The 18,223-nt window shown below is 66.8% G+C and carries 18 protein-coding genes; 11 read left to right on the forward strand and 7 right to left on the reverse strand.

The window, feature by feature from the left end; genetic code table 11:
* Positions 1-41 precede the first annotated feature (41 nt).
* Positions 42-704 carry a hypothetical protein gene (locus tag G6N26_RS00235; RefSeq protein WP_083015569.1) on the forward strand — a complete coding sequence of 221 codons (663 nt, stop codon included), beginning with the start codon at positions 42-44 and terminating at the stop codon, positions 702-704.
* 4 nt (positions 705-708) lie between these two features.
* Here G6N26_RS00235 and G6N26_RS00240 read toward each other — a convergent pair whose 3' ends face one another.
* Positions 709-1,551: a ribonuclease Z gene (locus G6N26_RS00240; protein ID WP_083015572.1), complete on the reverse strand. Its 843-nt coding sequence runs from the start codon at positions 1,549-1,551 to the stop codon at positions 709-711.
* Positions 1,552-1,719: 168 nt separating this feature from the next.
* Between G6N26_RS00240 and G6N26_RS00245 the strand changes: the two genes are divergently transcribed.
* Complete coding sequence (locus tag G6N26_RS00245; protein WP_067171573.1) at positions 1,720-2,148, forward strand: CBS domain-containing protein; 429 nt, start codon at positions 1,720-1,722, stop codon at positions 2,146-2,148.
* 117 nt (positions 2,149-2,265) lie between these two features.
* Here the strand turns inward: G6N26_RS00245 and G6N26_RS00250 are convergent, their stop codons facing one another.
* Complete coding sequence (locus G6N26_RS00250) at positions 2,266-3,468, reverse strand: IS30 family transposase (protein ID WP_083020638.1); 1,203 nt, start codon at positions 3,466-3,468, stop codon at positions 2,266-2,268.
* Positions 3,469-3,565: 97 nt separating this feature from the next.
* Entirely contained in the window at positions 3,566-4,168 is a 603-nt protein-coding gene (locus G6N26_RS00255) for a type II toxin-antitoxin system PemK/MazF family toxin (protein ID WP_067171575.1), read from the reverse strand.
* Between the two features lie 117 nt (positions 4,169-4,285).
* On the opposite strand from G6N26_RS00255, the gene lepA reads away from it, so the two are divergent.
* The 3 genes from lepA to G6N26_RS00270 are packed head-to-tail and all read left to right on the forward strand — an operon-like array spanning position 4,286 to position 7,691.
* Positions 4,286-6,157: a translation elongation factor 4 gene (lepA, locus tag G6N26_RS00260; RefSeq protein WP_082991447.1), complete on the forward strand. Its 1,872-nt coding sequence runs from the start codon at positions 4,286-4,288 to the stop codon at positions 6,155-6,157.
* Positions 6,158-6,159: 2 nt separating this feature from the next.
* The gene (locus G6N26_RS00265) at positions 6,160-6,930 is read left to right on the forward strand and encodes a sensor domain-containing protein (protein WP_067171579.1); all 771 of its coding nucleotides are present in this window, start codon (positions 6,160-6,162) and stop codon (positions 6,928-6,930) included.
* Between the two features lie 17 nt (positions 6,931-6,947).
* Positions 6,948-7,691 carry a sensor domain-containing protein gene (locus G6N26_RS00270; protein WP_067171581.1) on the forward strand — a complete coding sequence of 248 codons (744 nt, stop codon included), beginning with the start codon at positions 6,948-6,950 and terminating at the stop codon, positions 7,689-7,691.
* Between the two features lie 10 nt (positions 7,692-7,701).
* Here the strand turns inward: G6N26_RS00270 and G6N26_RS00275 are convergent, their stop codons facing one another.
* Complete coding sequence (locus G6N26_RS00275; protein ID WP_067171681.1) at positions 7,702-9,750, reverse strand: glycoside hydrolase family 15 protein; 2,049 nt, start codon at positions 9,748-9,750, stop codon at positions 7,702-7,704.
* 127 nt (positions 9,751-9,877) lie between these two features.
* On the opposite strand from G6N26_RS00275, the gene G6N26_RS00280 reads away from it, so the two are divergent.
* The 5 genes from G6N26_RS00280 to G6N26_RS00300 all read left to right on the forward strand — a co-directional run bounded on the left by G6N26_RS00280 (position 9,878) and on the right by G6N26_RS00300 (position 14,228).
* Positions 9,878-10,072 (forward strand): hypothetical protein, encoded by a 195-nt coding sequence (locus G6N26_RS00280; RefSeq protein ID WP_067171583.1) that lies wholly within the window; start codon positions 9,878-9,880, stop codon positions 10,070-10,072.
* Between the two features lie 335 nt (positions 10,073-10,407).
* A complete protein-coding gene (locus G6N26_RS00285; protein ID WP_083016253.1) occupies positions 10,408-11,448 on the forward strand; it encodes a sulfate ABC transporter substrate-binding protein in 1,041 nt (346 codons plus the stop codon).
* Entirely contained in the window at positions 11,445-12,317 is an 873-nt protein-coding gene (gene cysT, locus G6N26_RS00290) for a sulfate ABC transporter permease subunit CysT (protein ID WP_067171587.1), read from the forward strand. Before G6N26_RS00285 ends, cysT begins: the two co-directional genes overlap by 4 nt.
* The gene (gene cysW, locus G6N26_RS00295) at positions 12,314-13,132 is read left to right on the forward strand and encodes a sulfate ABC transporter permease subunit CysW (RefSeq protein ID WP_067171589.1); all 819 of its coding nucleotides are present in this window, start codon (positions 12,314-12,316) and stop codon (positions 13,130-13,132) included. The genes cysT and cysW overlap by 4 nt, the downstream gene beginning before the upstream one ends.
* A gap of 13 nt (positions 13,133-13,145) precedes the next feature.
* Complete coding sequence (locus G6N26_RS00300) at positions 13,146-14,228, forward strand: sulfate/molybdate ABC transporter ATP-binding protein (protein ID WP_067171591.1); 1,083 nt, start codon at positions 13,146-13,148, stop codon at positions 14,226-14,228.
* Between the two features lie 4 nt (positions 14,229-14,232).
* Here G6N26_RS00300 and G6N26_RS00305 read toward each other — a convergent pair whose 3' ends face one another.
* The 3 genes from G6N26_RS00305 to G6N26_RS26480 form a co-directional block, all read right to left on the reverse strand.
* Positions 14,233-14,976 carry a phosphoadenylyl-sulfate reductase gene (locus tag G6N26_RS00305; RefSeq protein ID WP_067171593.1) on the reverse strand — a complete coding sequence of 248 codons (744 nt, stop codon included), beginning with the start codon at positions 14,974-14,976 and terminating at the stop codon, positions 14,233-14,235.
* Entirely contained in the window at positions 14,973-16,640 is a 1,668-nt protein-coding gene (locus G6N26_RS00310; protein ID WP_067171595.1) for a nitrite/sulfite reductase, read from the reverse strand. Before G6N26_RS00310 ends, G6N26_RS00305 begins: the two co-directional genes overlap by 4 nt.
* A gap of 113 nt (positions 16,641-16,753) precedes the next feature.
* Positions 16,754-16,846 (reverse strand): Ms4527A family Cys-rich leader peptide, encoded by a 93-nt coding sequence (locus tag G6N26_RS26480; RefSeq protein WP_350494745.1) that lies wholly within the window; start codon positions 16,844-16,846, stop codon positions 16,754-16,756.
* A 199-nt stretch (positions 16,847-17,045) separates the two neighbouring features.
* Between G6N26_RS26480 and hemW the strand changes: the two genes are divergently transcribed.
* Positions 17,046-18,218 carry a radical SAM family heme chaperone HemW gene (gene hemW / locus G6N26_RS00315; RefSeq protein ID WP_067171597.1) on the forward strand — a complete coding sequence of 391 codons (1,173 nt, stop codon included), beginning with the start codon at positions 17,046-17,048 and terminating at the stop codon, positions 18,216-18,218.
* The last annotated feature ends 5 nt before the right edge of the window (positions 18,219-18,223 follow it).

An 18,223-nucleotide genomic window follows, 5' to 3' on the forward strand; every position in this document is an offset into this window, starting at 1 on the left:
AAGTCGCCAACGGGCGAGCGGATGCGCGATACCGTTTGGCAATGAACGGTTTCCGTGAAACCGGCGCCCTGACGGCGCTGTCCCTGATTTGCCTCGGGCTGCTCTTCGGCGGCATCGCGATCGGCGTCGCGTTGGGCGGCCTGATGCCGTTGCCGTACGGCCCCGTCGGCGCGGTGGTGGCGTACGTGCGTGCCCAGCCAATGGCCGTGCGCGTCATGGCCGTGGCGACATTCGCGTCGTCGGTCCCGCTGGCGGTCTACGCGGCGACAGCCGCCGCGCGGCTGAGGCAACTCGGCGCCGGCGCCGCGGCCGCCGCGATCGCGCTCACGGGCGGCGCTGTGGCCGCCGGGGCGCTCGGGCTGGCCGGATTGATCGGGTGGACGCTGTCGTGGCCGGAAGTCAGCGTCGACACCGGGTTGGTGAGGGCGCTGTACTTGCTGGTCTTTCTCACCGGCGGCCCGGGCCACATCGTGGCGTTGGGCGTGTTGGTCGCCGCGATGGCTGCGCCCGGGGGAGTGCTGCCCAGGCCGCTCGCCCGGATCGGCCTGGCGATCGCCGTCCTCGCCGAATCGGCGGGCGGGGTGTTGGTCTGGCCCGCGCTGGGGGTGCTGTTGCCGATCGCGCGCGTGGTGACGCTGGCCTGGCTGGTGGTGGCAGGAGTCGCGATTACCCGTGCAGCGCAACGGGATTCGTTGTCCCGGTAGTGCGTCAGGAGGGCGCGTCGATCTGAACGCGGTGCAGGTCGTCGCCGAGCTCGATGCGCCCACTGAACGCCCCGGCGGCCAGCGCCCGCCATTGCTCCTCCTGGCCGGGCACCAGCGCGGGCACATAGTGCGTCATGACAAGGGTGTCCACGCCCGCGCGGGCCGCGGTCGCCGCCGCCTCTTCCACCGACGAGTGGTAATCGCAGATGTCGACGAGCCGCTGCTGCGGGATGGTCGCGACGATGTCCTTGCGGATCACGGTGTGCACCAGAGCGCCTGCGCCGGCCGCCAGCTCGTCCAGGCTCGCGCACGGCACGGTGTCGCCGGCCAGCACCACCGACGCCCCCTCGTATTCGATACGGAAGCCGAGGGTCGGGGCCACCGGCCGGTGATCGGTCGGAGCCACTCGGATCGAGACGCCGTCGCGGTCCCACACGGGACCGTCGGTGTATTCGTGGACCTCGACTGCCGGTGGCGCAGTGAGATCGGCGTGATGGGCGATCCGGTAGCCGACGTCGTGGTGGAAGGCCTTCAGCGTCGCCTCCACCAGTTCGGCGGTGCCGGGCGGCCCGATGATGGGCAGCGGCGCCGGATCGGGGGTGAAGGTGCTGATCCACCGCGTGATGAGGACGTCGCCGAGGTCGCCGACGTGATCGCTGTGCAGGTGGGTGAGCAGCAGCGCCGACAATCCGGCCGCGCCCACCCCGACAGCCGCCGCGCGCTGGAGCACCCCCCGCCCGCAGTCGGCCAGAAACACCTGCCCGCCGGCCCGCACCAGCGTCGACGGCCCCGCCCGGTTCGGGTCGGGGATCGGACTTCCGGTGCCCAGCAGAGTGACCTCGATCATGGCCCTATCTTGCAGGTCCCCGCCCTGAGCAGTGGCCCAATCGAACGATCCGGCCGGTCGCCGGCTTTTGGACACGATCTGTTTGCAGGTTCTGCTGGTGGCTTTTCCGCCGCGCGAGTTGGCCGTAGCCTGATGTGAAGCGGATCACAAACCCGGCTGGAGGCCTCGATGCGGATTGCGGACGTCTTGCGGAATAAGGGCGCGGCGGTGGTGACCATCAACCCGGACGCGACGGTTCGCGAGCTGCTTGCGGGCCTGACCGAACAGAACATCGGCGCCATGGTGGTGGTCGGCGCCGAGGGTGTCGTCGGCATCGTGTCGGAGCGCGACGTCGTGCGCCAGCTGCACACCCACGGTGCCAGCGTGCTGTCTCGCCCGGTATCCAAGATCATGACCAGCATGCTGGCCACGTGCACGAAGGCCGACACGGTCGATGCGATCAGCGTGCTGATGACCAAGAACCGGGTGCGCCACGTGCCGGTCCTGGACGGCAAGAAGCTGATCGGCATCGTCAGCATCGGTGACGTGGTGAAGACCAGGATGGAAGAGCTCGAGGCCGAGCAGCAGCAGCTGCAGTCCTACATCACTCAGGGCTAGTTGCGGGGCGGGCCGGATCGGTCCGCCCCGCCCGGCCCGTCGCGCTTTCGCTCGCCGAACGTGCGATCAGGGCGAAAATTCGGCGGCATTGTCAAGCGGTGAATGCAACATTTTGGGTTAGGCGGCTTGGTCGAGGAGGGCGGTTAGGCGTTGGGCCGGGGTATCGAGGTTCAGCGTGGGTCGGGGGCGTTGGTTGAGGGTGTCTTGGATTCGTCTGAGGTCAGCTTTGGTGTAACCGCTTAAGTCGCTGCCTTTTTCGAACCAGAATCGCAACAGGCGGTTGGTGTTTTCGTTGCTGCCTCGTTGCCACGGTGAGTGGGGATCGCAGAAGTAGACCGGAGCGGCCAGCTGTAGCTGGATGTCGCGCCAGCTAGCCATTTCGCTGCCACGATCCCAGGTGATCGAGCGGCGCAGGTGCTCGGGCAGTTCGCTCATTGCCTCGATCATCGCGGCGGCTACCGTGGCCGCGGTGCGGTCACCGGGCAGGTGCAGCAGGATCGTGAAGCGGGTGCTGCGCTCCACCAGGGTGCCGATTGCGCTGTTGTGGGGTCCCACGATCAAGTCGCCCTCCCAGTGGCCCGGCACGGCGCGGTCATCAGCCTCAGGTGGGCGATCAGCGATGGTGAATTCCTCACCGGCGCTAAACACCCCACGACGATTGTCTGAGCCTCGATGCTTTCGTGCGGCCCGCTTCGTGGACAGGCATTTGTGCAGATCAGCGCGCAAACTGCCGCGAGTCTGCACATACAGGCACTGATAAATGGTTTCGTGGCTCACTTGTGCCAGCCTGTCACCGGGGTGATCGCGGGCCAACACCTCGGCGATCAGTTTCGGACTCCAGCCCTGATCCATCCAGCCTTCGATCATCGCGCACAACGGGTTATCGGCGAGCTTGAATTCCTTGGGCCGCCGCGCTTTCTGCGCGGCCCGCGCATGCGCCATCAGAGCGTGGTAGTCGCCGTCGGCATTGCAGTTACGCCGAATCTCGCGGTAGATCGTTGTGCGGTCGCGACCCAGCCGCTCGGCGATGTCGGCGGCGCTGAGTCCGCCGTCGCGGCCGCGCATGATCTCCACGCGTTCGCTGACACTGAGCCGATGACCCGCTCCACCGGGCAAGGACATGTTGCCCGGCTTGAGCAGGCCACGTTGACCCCGGCCTCCGATATGCAGTTTCATCGCTCCAGCGTCACGCCACCACACCCACGCCCTGGTCGTTGACACGCCCATACCTTGAGCCGCCACAACCAGCGGGGCTCCCCGACATACCCGGTCGAACAACTCCCGACGCACCGCCGGCGAATGCGGAAAACCACTCGGCATCGCAACTCCTAAATCCACGGATGTTGCATTGACCGTATGAATCCGCCCGCCGTTTTCTCGCCGTGAGTACACGCTCGGCGCGACACCCGCGACGAACTCAGCGCCAGGAATAGTCGGCGCGCAGGCGGGCCGCGATCACGTCGAAGATCTCGCGGTCCAAAATCGCCCCCTCGCGCCGGATGCCCTCTTCGGGCACGTCGAGCACGCGGTCCAGCCGGACCCAGCTGGATCTTCCCTCGTAATCCCAACTGCCAGAACCGATTCCAACCCACTCGGGATCGGCGGCGTGGCGCTCCTGGCTGGAGACCATCAACCCGAGCAAAGTGCCGCGGTCGCGTCCCACCACCAGCACGGGCCGGTCCTTGCCCCGGCTGGGGTCGTCCTCGTAGACCACCCACGTCCAGACGATCTCGCCGGGATCGGCCCGGCCGTCCAGGCTCGGCGCGTACACGAGTTTGCGGGCCCGCTGCGCGGTGGGCAGGCTGCTGCTGGTCACCGGACGGCCCGCGACCGTCGCGTCGGACGGTGGCGGCGCCACGGCGGCGATGACGTTCGCGGTGATCCGCACGGCCTGCTGCAACTCGCGCAGGACGGTCTGGGAATTCTGCACGTGCCGGGCCAGCCGTGGGGCCCCGTTGAACACCAGATTCTCGGCAAACCGCTGGAACGTCTTCCACTGCGATTTCCGGGCAGACGCCATATTCGCAGCATAGACGCGAGCAACCGGGCGCGACTGTGTCCAAGTAGGTCTCCACGGCGCTGCCTAGATACGCTGGACATGCCCGCGAACCGCCAGTAAAACGGCCGCGCAGCGCCCATCACGTTTGAAGCAGACCAGGAGATTCCCATCAGCAGTTTCGCCGACAAGACCTTCACCGCGCCGGCGCAGATTCGGAACTTCTGCATCATCGCCCACATCGATCACGGCAAGTCGACGCTGGCCGACCGGATGCTGCAGCTCACCGGCGTCGTCGACGAGCGTTCGATGCGCGCCCAGTACCTGGACCGGATGGACATCGAGCGCGAGCGCGGCATCACCATCAAGGCGCAGAACGTGCGGCTCCCGTGGGAGGTGCAGGGCCAGCAGTACGTGCTGCACCTGATCGACACCCCGGGCCACGTCGACTTCACCTACGAGGTGTCGCGCGCGCTGGAGGCCTGTGAGGGCGCGGTGCTGCTGGTCGACGCCGCCCAGGGCATCGAGGCGCAGACCCTGGCCAACCTCTACCTGGCGCTGGACCGCGACCTGACCATCATCCCGGTGCTCAACAAGATCGACCTGCCGGCGGCCGACCCGGACCGCTACGCCGGAGAACTCGCCCACATCATCGGCTGCGAGCCCGACGACGTGCTGCGGGTGTCCGGCAAGACCGGCGAGGGAGTGGCGGACCTGCTCAACGAGGTGGTGCGGCAGGTGCCGCCCCCGCAGGGCAAGGCCGACGCACCGCTGCGCGCGATGATCTTCGACTCCGTCTACGACATCTACCGCGGCGTGGTGACCTATGTGCGGGTGGTCGACGGCAAGATCACCCCACGCGAACGCATCGCGATGATGTCCACCGGCGCCACCCACGAACTGCTCGAGGTCGGCATCGTCTCGCCCGAGCCGAAGGCCAGCGAGGGCCTGGGAGTGGGCGAGGTGGGTTACCTGATCACCGGGGTGAAGGACGTCCGGCAGTCCAAGGTCGGTGACACCGTGACGACGGCCAAGCACGGCGCCGCCGAAGCGCTGACCGGGTACCGCGAACCCAGGCCGATGGTCTACTCGGGGCTGTATCCCGTGGACGGTTCGGACTACCCGGTCCTGCGCGACGCGTTGGACAGGCTGCAGCTCAACGACGCGGCCCTGACGTACGAGCCGGAGACGTCGGTTGCGCTGGGCTTCGGATTCCGTTGTGGCTTTTTGGGTTTGCTGCACATGGAGATCACCCGCGAGCGTCTGGAGCGTGAATTCGACCTGGATCTGATCTCGACGTCACCCAACGTCGTGTATCGCGTGGTCAAAGAGGACAACACCGAGATCGTCGTGACGAACCCGTCGGACTGGCCCGAAGGCAAGGTCCGCACCGTCTACGAGCCGGTGGTGAAGACCACCATCATCGCGCCCAGCGAGTTCATCGGCACGATCATGGAGCTGTGCCAGTCGCGCCGCGGCGAACTCGGCGGGATGGACTACCTGTCGCCCGAACGGGTGGAGCTGCGCTACACCATGCCGCTGGGCGAGATCATCTTCGACTTTTTCGACTCCCTGAAGTCACGCACGCGCGGCTACGCCAGCCTCGACTACGAGGAGGCCGGTGAGCAGGAGGCCCAGCTGGTCAAGGTCGACATCCTGTTGCAGGGCGAGCCGGTCGACGCGTTCAGCGCGATCGTGCACAAGGACGGCGCCTCGGCCTACGGCAACAAGATGACCACCAAGCTCAAGGAGCTGATCCCGCGCCAACAGTTCGAGGTGCCGGTTCAGGCGGCGATCGGATCGAAAATCATTGCGCGCGAAAACATCCGAGCCATTCGCAAGGACGTGCTGTCCAAGTGTTACGGCGGTGACATCACCCGCAAGCGCAAACTTCTGGAAAAGCAGAAGGAAGGCAAGAAGCGGATGAAGACCATCGGGCGGGTCGACGTGCCGCAGGAGGCGTTCGTCGCGGCGCTGTCCGCGGACGCGGCGGGGGACAAGGGCAAGAAGTAGCGATGCGATTACTCAAAGCGGCGGCGACGCTCGCGGCGCTCGCCGCGTTGGTGACCGGATGTGGGTCCGTGGTCGACGGCACGGCCAAGCCGGCGCCGAACCTGAAGCTGCGGCCGCTGAGTGGTGCCACGGTCAGCAAGGTCCCTCTCGACGGCGCGGCGCTGTCGCGGATGCTCGACCAGACCTTGATCTCCCGCGAGCCGGCCCAAGTCGGCGGCCCCGAGAAGCTCTACCAGGTCAAGCGGTCGACGTCGCAGGCCGGCTGCCTCGGTGTGACGGCGATGCTGCAGAAGAGCGTGTACCGCTCCGGCCCCCAGCCTGCCCAAGTCCAGGACGTCGCGTCGGAGTCCTGGTGGAACAACGGTGAACCCGCACAGGTGATCACGGTGATGGAGGGCGTGGTCACGTTGCCCTCGGCCGCGCAGGCTCAGGCGCTGTTCGCGCAGTTCTCCCAGCAGTGGCAACAGTGCAATGGCATGACGACCTCGGAACAGACCGGCCCGATCAGCACCACGAACGTCATCAGCGATGTCCGCGGCACCGCCACCACCATCGCGGCGACCAAAACCGCCACCTCGGTGCTGCCTAACATGCCGGCCCTGCGGCCCACACCCCAGGCGCGTGCCATCGGTGTCCGGTCGAACTGCCTCGTCGAAGTCGAGGTGGTCTTCTTCGGCGGGCGGCGATCCACCGACCCGGGATCGGCCAACATCAACACCAGCGCACTCGACATCGCGCGCGCCATGATGGACAGGGTCAACGCGCTGAGCTGAGGTCGGAGGGGGAAGAAGTGAAATGCAGCTGGCGTGCGCTGGCCGCTTTGACTGCGGCGCTGCTGGTGGGCGGCTGCACCGAAACCATCTCCGGCACAAGCACTCTGGCACCCAGCGCGGGGCGGGTACCAGCCATTAAACGGGCCTTATTCGACGGTGCCGCCCTGGCGAAGCTGCTCGACCAGCCGTTCCAACCGTACCCGCGTTTCTCGGAGTTCGGGGGCGTCGACAAATTGGGAACCACGTGGGATGAGGCGAAGCCCGCCGACTGCATCGGGGTCGTCCACCTGATGCAGCGGATCGCGTATGGCTCCGCGCCCGTACAGGAAACGGCCGCCGAAATGTGGGTGCACAAAGGTGATTCGGTGAAGGCCGACTTCGTCCAGGAAGGCATCGTCGAGTTGCGGACGGCCGCGGACGCCGACGCGCTGTTCGCGAGGTTTGCCGCGCAGTGGCAGAAGTGCGACGGGACCACGCTGATGGCGCCGCCGACCGATATATACGGTACGGACGCCATCTCCGACGTGCGCGTCCTGGATTCGGTTGTCGCGGCTACGGTTTCGATGGGGTCGGGACCGCATTCGGTCTTGTCGGCTCAGCCCATCGGCCGTGCCCTCGGCGTTCGGGGCAGATTCCTCGTCGAGGTCGCGGTCTACTTCGTGCCCAACACTTATCCGGGCGACAGGGGCAACGCCGACATCGGCACCACCGCCGTCGACCTCACCCACGCGCTCATGGACAGGCTCAGCGCCGTCGCTTGACCGCGGCTTTCTACATCGGCGCGTTCGCGGGCTGGAACATCCCCGAGCCGTCGGCTTCTTCCTCGGCCCGAATGACGTGCACCACCGCGTTGATCAGTGCCAGGTGGGTGAACGCCTGCGGGAAGTTGCCCAGCTGGCGACCGGTGCGCGGCTCGATCTCCTCGGCGTAGAGGTGCAGCGGGCTGGCGTAGGACAGCAACCGCTCGCACAGGCGTTTGGCGCGGCGGACCTCCCCGATTTCGACCAGCGCCGAGACCAGCCAGAACGAGCAGATCGTGAAGGTGCCCTCCTCGCCGGACAGGCCGTCGTCGGTCTCTTCGACCCGGTAGCGCAGCACCAGGCCCTCCTGAGTGAGTTCGTCGGCGATCGCCAGCACGGTGTTGCGCACCCGCGGGTCGTCCGGCGGTAGGAACCGCGTCAGCACCACCAACAGCAGGGAGGCGTCCAGCGCGTCGCTGCCATAGCGCTGAGTGAAGACGCCGCGGGAATCCACGCCGTGCGCCAGGATGTCGGCCTTGATCTCCTCGGCAATGGCCCGCCACTGCTGGGCGTAGCTCTTCTCGCCCTGCCGCTCGGCCAGCTTCGCCCCGCGGTCGAGCGCCACCCAGCACATGACCTTCGACGACGTGAAGTGCTGCGGCTCCCCGCGCACCTCCCAGATGCCGCGGTCGGGCTCGCGCCAGTGCTTGATCGCCTCCTCGACCTGCTTCTTCAGCACCGGCCACAACGTCTCCGGGACCTGCTCGCGCGACTTGGCGTGCAGGTAGAAGGAGTCGAGGATGGAGCCCCAGATGTCGTGCTGGACCTGGTCGAAGGCGCCGTTGCCGATGCGCACCGGCCGGGCCTGGTCATAGCCGGACAGGTGATGCAGCTCTTCTTCGACCAGGCTGCGCTCGCCGCCCACGCCGTACATGACCTGCAGCGGGTGCCGCTCGTTGTGGTTGGCCCCCGAGACGTCGGCGATGAACGCGAAGAAGTCGTCGGCCTCGCGATCGAGCCCGAGCGTGTACAGGCCCCACAGCGCGAAGGTGGAGTCGCGCACCCAGGCGTAGCGGTAGTCCCAGTTACGTTCGCCCTGCGGTGTTTCCGGCAGCGACGTGGTGCTGGCCGCCAGCAGCGCGCCGGTGGGCGAGTAGGTCAAGCCCTTCAGGGTGAGCGCGCTGCGCTGCAGGTACGCCCGCCACGGGTGGTCGGGGAAGTTACCGATGTTGATCCACTGCCGCCAGCACTCGGTGGTCTGCCACATCTTGTCGGCGGCCTCTTCGTAGGTCTGCGGCGCCGGGTGTTTGGTCCAGCTCAGGGCCACGAACACGTCGTCGCCCTCCTTCATCCGGGTGCGTGCGCGCGCTTCCCGGCCCTCCAGCCCGATCCGCAGATTGGTGGTGAGTCGCAGCGTGGGGTGGGCGTCGGGTTGCTTGGTGGCGCGGGCGATGGCCTCGCCGTACGCGTTGGCGGAGTATTCCCAGCTGGCGCCGACCCGGTGGTAGTCGAACGCCGGCTCGCAGCTCATCATCAGTTCGACGGTGCCGCTGACGCAGCGCACCGTGCGCAGCAGGATGTGCTCGGCATCCCAGTCCATCGGGGTGCGGCGATGCGTCCGGGACCGGCGGTCGAGGTCGTGCCAGGGGCCCATGACCAGCGCGTCACGCACGATCAGCCACCCGGTGTGCGTCTGCCAGGTGGTCTCCATGATGAGGCTGCCCGGCAGGTACCGACGGGCCGAGGGCACCGAGACGCCGTAGGGCCCCAACCGGAAGTGGCCGGCGCTGCGGTCCAGGATCGCGCCGAACACGCTCGGCGAGTCCGGCCGCGGCACACACAGCCATTCCACGGATCCGGCGGGCGAGATCAGGCAGGTGGTTTCCCAGTCGGACAGGAACGCGTAGTCGGCGATCGGCGGAAACGGGTTACGCAGGGCTGCGCTGGGAGCGAGGGGCCCGGCCGTGCGCAGGTCGATGGATGAAGTCATCGACGTCGCGGACGCCGATTGAAAGGCGTCGTCGGGCATGTCTTCGTCCGGCTGGGCCGGTTGGTCGTCGGGCTGAACATGCAGAACCATCTGGACATCATCGACCGCGCGGCGGCCCGGCGTCCAACGTTTCGCCGAGGCGGCGTGGCGCGCACTGACCCGGGCGCCGATCTTCACGCATTGGTTTTGTGTGGCGGCGCCGAATAGGGTGAGCTCCGTGAATGCGTTCCTCAACTGGTGGGACGGCAACGAGCTGTGGCTTTCGGGGCTCCCTTTCGTGCTGCAGGCCATGGTGGTGATGCCGGTCGTGCTGGCGGTGGCCTACGTGACGGCCGCCCTACTCGACGGCCTGCTCGGCAAGGGCATCGAGCTGATGCGTCGCGCCCGCCATGCCGGTGAGACCTCCGGGTAACGCGCATGCCCCGCTCGCACGTGACGCTGGTTCTGCTCATCTTGGTGGCGCTGGTGATCGGCACTTGGCTGGTCACCCACCTGCTACACCGGTGAGGCGCCCGCAGCCGCCGCCCGGCCCCGGTCGCGGTGGCGGCACCGTCAATTCCTGTTAGGCTTCCCGCCATGCGCGTGGCGTTTGGCATTCCAGGGTGCTATGCCTTCGTGCACTGTTGTCGCTGACTCCCAAACCCGTGTGCGGTCTGGTTCTGGAGTTCTCGAATTCTCCTGAAGTTCTGGTTGCCTTTCCGCTGAGACGGGACCGAGATCCGATAAATCCCCACCGGAAGGCCTTCGATGGACATCAGGACCGCGTTGCGTTGGCGGCCTGTTCTCGCACTGGTTGCGCTTGCCGGCATAGCGGCAAGCGTCGCCGGGTGCCACGGGGGCGCCAGCGACGCCGTCGGCGGCGGTGGGCTCGCCGGCGCGCACACCAGCATCACGCTGGTTGCCTACTCGGTCCCAGAACCCGGATGGAGCAAGATAATTCCGGCGTTCAATGCCTCCGAGGAAGGCAAGGGCGTGCAGGTGGTGACCTCCTACGGCGCCTCCGGTGACCAGTCCCGCGGCGTTGCGGACGGCAAGCCGGCCGACGTCGTGAACTTCTCCGTCGAGCCCGACATCGAACGATTGGTCAAGGCCGGCAAGGTTTCTCAAGACTGGAACACCGATGCTACCAAGGGAACTCCGTTCGGTTCGGTGGTCACGCTGGTAGTGCGCAAGGGCAACCCGAAGAACATCAAGGATTGGGATGACCTGTTGCGGCCCGGCATCGAGGTCATCACGCCCAGCCCGCTCAGTTCGGGGTCGGCCAAGTGGAATCTGCTCGCGCCGTACGCCGTCAAGAGCGAAGGCGGCGCCAACAGCGCGGCCGGTGTGGATTTCATCAAGAAGCTGGTGACCGAGCACGTCAAACTCCGTCCCGGATCGGGCCGCGAAGCCACCGACGTCTTCATCCAGGGCAGCGGTGACGTGCTGATCAGCTACGAGAACGAGGCCATCGCGACCGAGCGGGCGGGCAAACCCATCGACCACGTCAACTTGCCGCAGACCTTCAAGATCGACAACCCGGTCGCCGTCGTCAACACCAGCCCCCACCTGCAGGCAGCCGTCGCCTTCAAGAACTTCCAGTACACCGCGGCGGCCCAAAAGGTTTGGGCGCAGGCGGGTTTCCGGCCGGTCGACCCGTCCGTCGCCGCCGACTTCCGCGCCCAATACCCGGTGCCGGCGAAACTGTGGACCATCGCCGACCTCGGCGGCTGGAGCGCGGCGGATCCGCAGCTGTTCGACAAGAGCACCGGCAGCATCACCAAGATCTACACCCAGGCCACCGGATGACCGCCATCACGCCGGACCCTATGGCGATCCGACCCGAACTCAGCGGCGAGCCCGAGTACGTCCCGCTGCCCGGCCGAGGCCGCGGCACCACCGCCCTGCGGGTCGGGGTGGCCACGGTGTGGCTGTCGGTGATCGTGCTGCTGCCGTTGGCGGCGATCGCCTGGCAGGCCGCCGGTGGCGGCTGGCACGCGTTCTGGCTCGCGGTCACCTCGAACGCCGCGTTGGAGTCGTTCCAGGTGACCCTGACGATCTCGGCCGGGGTGACTGTGCTCAACCTGATTTTTGGTCTGGTGATCGCGTGGGTGCTGGTGCGCGACGACTTCGTCGGGAAGCGCCTCGTCGACGCCATCATCGATCTGCCGTTCGCGCTGCCCACCATCGTCGCCAGCCTGGTCATGCTGGCGTTGTACGGCAACAACAGCCCGGTGGGTCTGCACCTGCAGCACACCGCGTGGGGCGTGGCGGTGGCGCTGGCCTTCGTCACGCTGCCGTTCGTGGTCCGCGCGGTCCAACCGGTGCTGCTGGAGCTGGACCGCGAAGTCGAGGAGGCGGCGGCGTCGCTGGGCGCCAGCGGCCCCAAGATCTTCACCTCCGTGGTGCTGCCGGCGCTGCTACCCGCGTTGTTGTCCGGTGCGGGCCTGGCCTTCTCCCGCGCGATCGGCGAGTTCGGGTCGGTGGTGCTGATCGGCGGCGCGGTGCCGGGCAAGACCGAAGTGTCATCGCAGTGGATACGGACATTGATCGAGAACGACGACCGCACCGGCGCGGCCGCAATATCCATTGTGCTGTTGGCGATTTCGTTCGTGGTCCTGCTCATTTTGCGGCTCGTGGGTGGGTACGCGGCCAAACGCGAGGAGCTGGCCGCATGACGTCGTCCGCGGGAGTCCGCTATTGGTTGCGATTCGTGGCGCTCGGATACATCTTCGTGTTGCTGGTCGTGCCCGTGTCGTTGATCCTGTGGCGGACGTTTCGGCCCGGGTTCGGCCAGTTCTACGCCTGGGTCAGCACTCCCGCGGCGATATCGGCGCTGAACTTGACGCTGCTGGTCGTGGCGATCGTGGTCCCGCTCAATGTGGTTTTCGGCATCCCGACGGCATTGGTGCTCGCGCGCAACAGGTTTCGTGGCAAGGGCGTGCTGCAGGCGATCATCGACCTGCCGTTCGCGGTCTCGCCCGTCATCGTGGGCGTGGCGCTGATCGTGTTGTGGGGCTCGGCCGGTGCGCTGGGGTTCGTCGAAAAGGACCTTGGGTTCAAAATCATCTTCGGTCTGCCGGGCATCGTGCTCGCCAGCATCTTCGTCACCCTGCCGTTCGTGGTGCGTGAGGTGGAACCGGTGCTGCACGAGCTGGGAACCGACCAGGAGGAGGCGGCGGCGACGCTGGGTTCGGGCTGGTGGCAGACGTTTTGGCGGATCACGCTGCCGTCCATCCGGTGGGGCCTGACCTACGGCATCGTGTTGACGATCGCACGTACCCTGGGGGAATACGGTGCGGTGCTCATAGTGTCGTCGAACCTGCCGGGGAAGTCGCAAACACTGACATTGCTTGTTTCGGACCGATACAACCGCGGCGCCGAGTACGGCGCCTATGCGCTGTCGACCTTGCTGATGGGGGTTGCGGTGCTGGTGCTGATTTTCCAGGTGGTTCTCGACGCCCGTCGCGCCCGAGCGGCGAGACAGGCCTGACGAGGAGGACGACGTGACAGACACCGGTACCGGCCGGGACGACCTCGCCATCATCGTGCGCGACGCCTACAAGCGCTATGGCGATTTCGTCGCGCTGGACCACGTGGACTTCGTCGTGCCCACGGGGTCGCTGACGGCACTGTTGGGACCCAGCGGGTCGGGCAAATCGACCCTGCTGCGTACCATCGCCGGTCTCGACCAGCCCGACAGTGGCACCGTCACGATCTACGGTCGTGACGTCACCCGGGTGCCACCGCAGCGCCGCGGCATCGGGTTCGTCTTCCAGCACTACGCGGCGTTCAAGCACCTGACCGTCCGCGACAACGTGGCCTACGGGCTCAAGGTCCGCAAGCGGCCCAAATCCGAGATCAAGGACAAGGTCGACAACCTGCTGGAAGTGGTGGGGCTCACCGGTTTTCAGGGTCGCTATCCCAATCAGCTCTCCGGCGGTCAGCGACAGCGGATGGCGCTGGCGCGAGCGCTGGCGGTCGACCCGCAGGTGCTGCTGCTCGACGAGCCGTTCGGCGCGCTGGACGCCAAGGTGCGTGAGGATCTGCGGGCCTGGTTGCGCCGCCTGCACGACGAGGTGCACGTCACCACGGTCCTGGTCACCCACGACCAGGCGGAGGCGCTGGATGTCGCCGACCGGATCGCGGTGCTGAATCACGGCCGCATCGAGCAGATCGGATCGCCGACCGACGTCTATGACGCCCCGGCGAACGCGTTCGTGATGTCGTTCCTCGGCGCGGTATCCATGCTGAACGGAACTCTGGTGCGACCGCACGATATCCGGGTGGGTCGCACACCCGAGATGGCGGTGGCGGCCGAAGACGGAACCGCGGAGTCCACCGGTGTGGCGCGGGCCGTCGTCGATCGGGTGGTGAAGCTGGGTTTCGAGGTGCGCGTCGAGTTGACCAGCGCCGCCACCGGCGGTTTATTCACGGCGCAGATCACGCGCGGCGACGCCGAGGCCCTGGCATTGCGCGACGGCGACACCGTGTACGTGCGTGCCACCCGGGTCCCACCGATCGCCCCCAGTGCGGCCGAGCCTGGTCGCGAAGCGGACGAGGATGAGAACACGCTGACATCAGCGTGACGTCTTACGAGGCGTGCAGCCCGCACTCCGTCTTGGACAGACCCTGCCAGCGCCCGCTGCGCGGGTCGGCGCCCGCCAGCGGCTTGGCCGTGCACGGGGCGCAACCGATCGACGAATAGCCTTCGTAAATCAGCGGATTGACCAACACGCTGTGCTCGTCGATGTAGTTCTGCACGTCGTCGTCGGTCCAGGCGACCATCGGGTTGACCTTCACCAGCTTGAAGCCCTCGTCGAAGCCGACCACCGGGGCGTTGGCGCGTGCGGCGGTTTCGCCCCGGCGCAGCCCGGTCACCCACGCCGAGTATCCGCGCAGCGTCTTGCCCAGCGGAGCCACCTTGCGCAGCCGGCAGCATTCACCGGGATCACGCGCGAACAGGTCCTTGCCCAGCAGTTTGTCCTGCTCGGCGACGGTCTGCTCGGGAGTGACGTTGAGCACCCGAATGTCGTAAACGGACTCGATGGCGTCGCGCGTACCGATGGTCTCCACGAAGTGGTAGCCGGTGTCCAGAAACACCACCGGCACACCCGGGCGCACCTTGGCGGCCAGGTCGATCAACACGGCCTCTTGCATGCTGGAGGCCACCACGTAGTTACAGGTGGCCCACCCGCGCGGCCCGTTGATGCCGCCGAACGTCTCGTCGGTCCAGCGCAATACATCGCTGGCGCTCGCACCCTCGAGCTCGGCCGCGCCCCGGGCAGCGAGCTCGCGCAGCTCGGCCTCTGAATGTCTGGTCGTTCGTTCGCTCATCGCAAATCGTCCTCGTCTGCCCTCATGGCCCACTGTGCGAAACGTTCACCCTCGCTGCGATATTTCAGGAAGTTGCGTGCGACCCGCTCGATGTAGTCGCAGAGTTCGTCGCTGGTGACCTTGTGCTGACGTAATTTTCGGCCGAAGCCGCTGTCCTGGCCCAGGCTGCCACCCAGGTGTACCTGGAAACCTTCGACCGAGCCGCCTTCCCCGTCGTCGACCATCTGGCCTTTCAACCCGATATCGGCGACCTGAATGCGCGCGCACGAATTGGGACAGCCGTTGAGGTTGACGGTGATCGGAACATCGAGCTGCAGGTTGATGTCCGCGAGCCGACTTTCCAGCTCGGGCACCAAAGATTGCGCCTTGACCCGTGTCTCGGCAAAAGACAACTTGCAGAACTCAATCCCCGTGCACGCCATCACATTCCGCCGCCACTGTGAAGGCTGCGACTGTAGGCCGAGCCCCTCCAGGCCGGCGATCAGCTCGTCGAGCTTGTCGTCGGGGACGTCGAGGATCACCAACTTTTGGTACGGGGTCAACCGGATGCGGTTCGAGCCGGCCGCCTCGGCCAGGTCGGCCACTGCGGACAGGATGGTGCCCGACACCCGTCCCGCGATCGAGGCGACGCCCACCGCGTTGAGCCCGTTCTTGAGCCGTTGCACCCCGACGTGGTCGATCGGATGCTGGAGCGGCTCGGGTGCCGGACCGTCGATCAGCGGACGCTTGAGGTACTCGGTTTCGAGAACTTCACGAAACTTCTCGATGCCCCAGTCCTTGATGAGGAACTTCAGCCGCGCTTTGGAACGCAGCCGTCGGTAGCCGTAGTCGCGGAAGATCGAGGTCACCGCGTGCCAGACCTCGGGCACTTCCTCGAGCGGCACCCAGGCGCCGACCCGTTGGGCAAGCATCGGGTTGGTAGACAGTCCGCCGCCAACCCACAGGTCCAGGCCGGGGCCGTGTTCGGGGTGGTTGACGCCGATGAACGCGATGTCGTTGACCTCGTGCACCACGTCTTGCAGGCCCGAGATGGCGGTCTTGTACTTGCGCGGCAGGTCGGCGAAGTCGGGCTGGCCGATGTAGCGGCGGGCGATCTCGTCGATCGCCCAGCTCGGGTCGAGCACCTCGTCGAGAGACTCTCCGGCCAGCGGCGATCCCAGGATCACGCGGGGGCAGTCACCGCATGCCTCGGCGGTCTGCAATCCGACGTCGGTCAGCCGCCGCCAGATTTCGGGGACGTTCTCGACCTCGATCCAGTGGTACTGGATGTTTTCTCGGTCGGTGATGTCGGCGGTGTCGCGTCCGAATTCGGTGGAAATCTGGCCGACAGTGCGCAATGCGGCCGTCGACAGCGCGCCGCCGTCGCAGCGCACCCGCATCATGAAGTACCTGGCTTCGAGCAACTCGGCGTTGTCGTCGCCGGTGAAGGTGCCGTCGTAGCCCTGCTCACGCTGGGTGTAGAGGCCCCACCAGCGGAAGCGTCCGCGCAGGTCGCTCTTGTCGATGCTGTCGAAGCCGTTCTTGGCGTAGATGGTTTCGATGCGCTCGCGCACGTCCAGCGGGGCGCCGGCCTGCTTCATCTCTTCGTTCGGGTTCAGCGGCTCACGATTCCCCAGTGCCCATTGGCCTTCGTTACGGGCCTTCGCGGGTCGGGCGGTGGTCATCGGAAGTTCTCCTTCAAAAAGATCGCCAGCGCGGCCAGCACAGTTCACCGGCACTTATGGGCGGCACGGAACCGTCAGCCAGCTGGAGACACAGTGGGGCTGGGTCTACCACGTCAAGGCAGACAGATACAGCTGCAAACGCGCTTGAGATCGATGTGCCGTCGCGCCACTAGCACAATGTGCGGGCTGGGCTGGGCGACAGTCACGCCACCATTGTGCCATGGATGCCGAGGGGCCGCGCAACCAGGTCAAACCTTGACTCACCATGATTAAAACTACCGGGCAAGCCTGGGAGACCGGTCCGCGAAGCCCCAGAGGTTCCTGAGATCGCTTCCCGCGACGTCGGTCGTCGCGCCGGCGGGTTCGACGCCCCGGGCATACCCGTCCGGCGTGGGATCATTTGGCATGGCCATTCGCGAGGAGCCGGTCGACCTGCCCGACGTTCGGGTGGTCGCCGGGCGGCCATTTGGCATCTATGTGCATGTGCCGTTCTGCGTAACGCGGTGCGGCTATTGCGATTTCAACACCTACACCCCGGCCGAGCTGGGGGGTGTCAATCCCGACGCCTGGCTGGGCGCGCTGGGGACCGAGCTGAAACTTGCGTCCGCGCGGCTGCAGGCGCCTCAGGTGAGCACCGTGTTCGTCGGGGGCGGCACACCCTCGCTGCTCGGCGGCGCGCGCCTGGTGACGCTGCTGGACATGGTGCGCGACCACTTTCCGCTGGCAGCGGATGCCGAGATCACCACCGAGGCCAACCCCGAATCCGCCTGGCCGGACCTCTTCGACGCCATCCGCGCGGCCGGCTACACCCGGGTCTCGCTGGGGATGCAATCGGTGGCACCGCGGGTCCTCGGTGTCCTCGACCGCATTCACACGCCGAACCGATCGGCGGCCGCCGCCCGCGAGGCGCTGGCCGCGGGCTTCGAACACGTCAGCCTCGATCTGATCTATGGAACTCCGGGGGAGTCCGACGACGACCTGCTGCGGTCGGTCGACACCGCCATCGACACCGGCGTCGACCATGTCTCGGCCTACGCACTGGTGGTCGAGGAGGGCACCGCCCTGGCGAGGCGAGTGCGGCGCGGTGAGCTGGCCGCTCCCGATGACGACGTGCTGGCCCACCGCTACGAACTGGTCGACGCGCGACTGAGCGAGGCGGGTATGTCCTGGTACGAGGTGTCCAACTGGTCGCGACCGGGTGGTGAATGCCGGCACAACCTCGGCTACTGGGACGGCGGCCAGTGGTGGGGCGCGGGACCGGGCGCGCACGGATACGCGGGCACCACGCGTTGGTGGAATGTCAAGCACCCCAACGCATATGCCGAGAGGTTGTCGGCGGCTACGCTGCCCGTCGCGGGATTCGAGCAGCTCGACGCCGACACGTTGCACACCGAAGACGTGCTGTTGAGAGTCCGCCTGCGCCAAGGTCTTCCGGTTGACCTGTTGAGTGCGGGGGAGCGGGAGCGCGCCGCGGGTGTGGTGGCCGACGGGCTGCTGGTGTCGGCCGGTGACCGGCTTGTTCTCACGGATCGGGGGCGCCTGTTGGCCGACGCCGTCGTGCGGACGCTATTGGGGTAGCGGGC

Origin of the sequence: Mycobacterium marseillense (assembly GCF_010731675.1) — a bacterium.
In the GTDB taxonomy this organism is placed as follows: Bacteria; Actinomycetota; Actinomycetes; order Mycobacteriales; family Mycobacteriaceae; genus Mycobacterium; species Mycobacterium marseillense.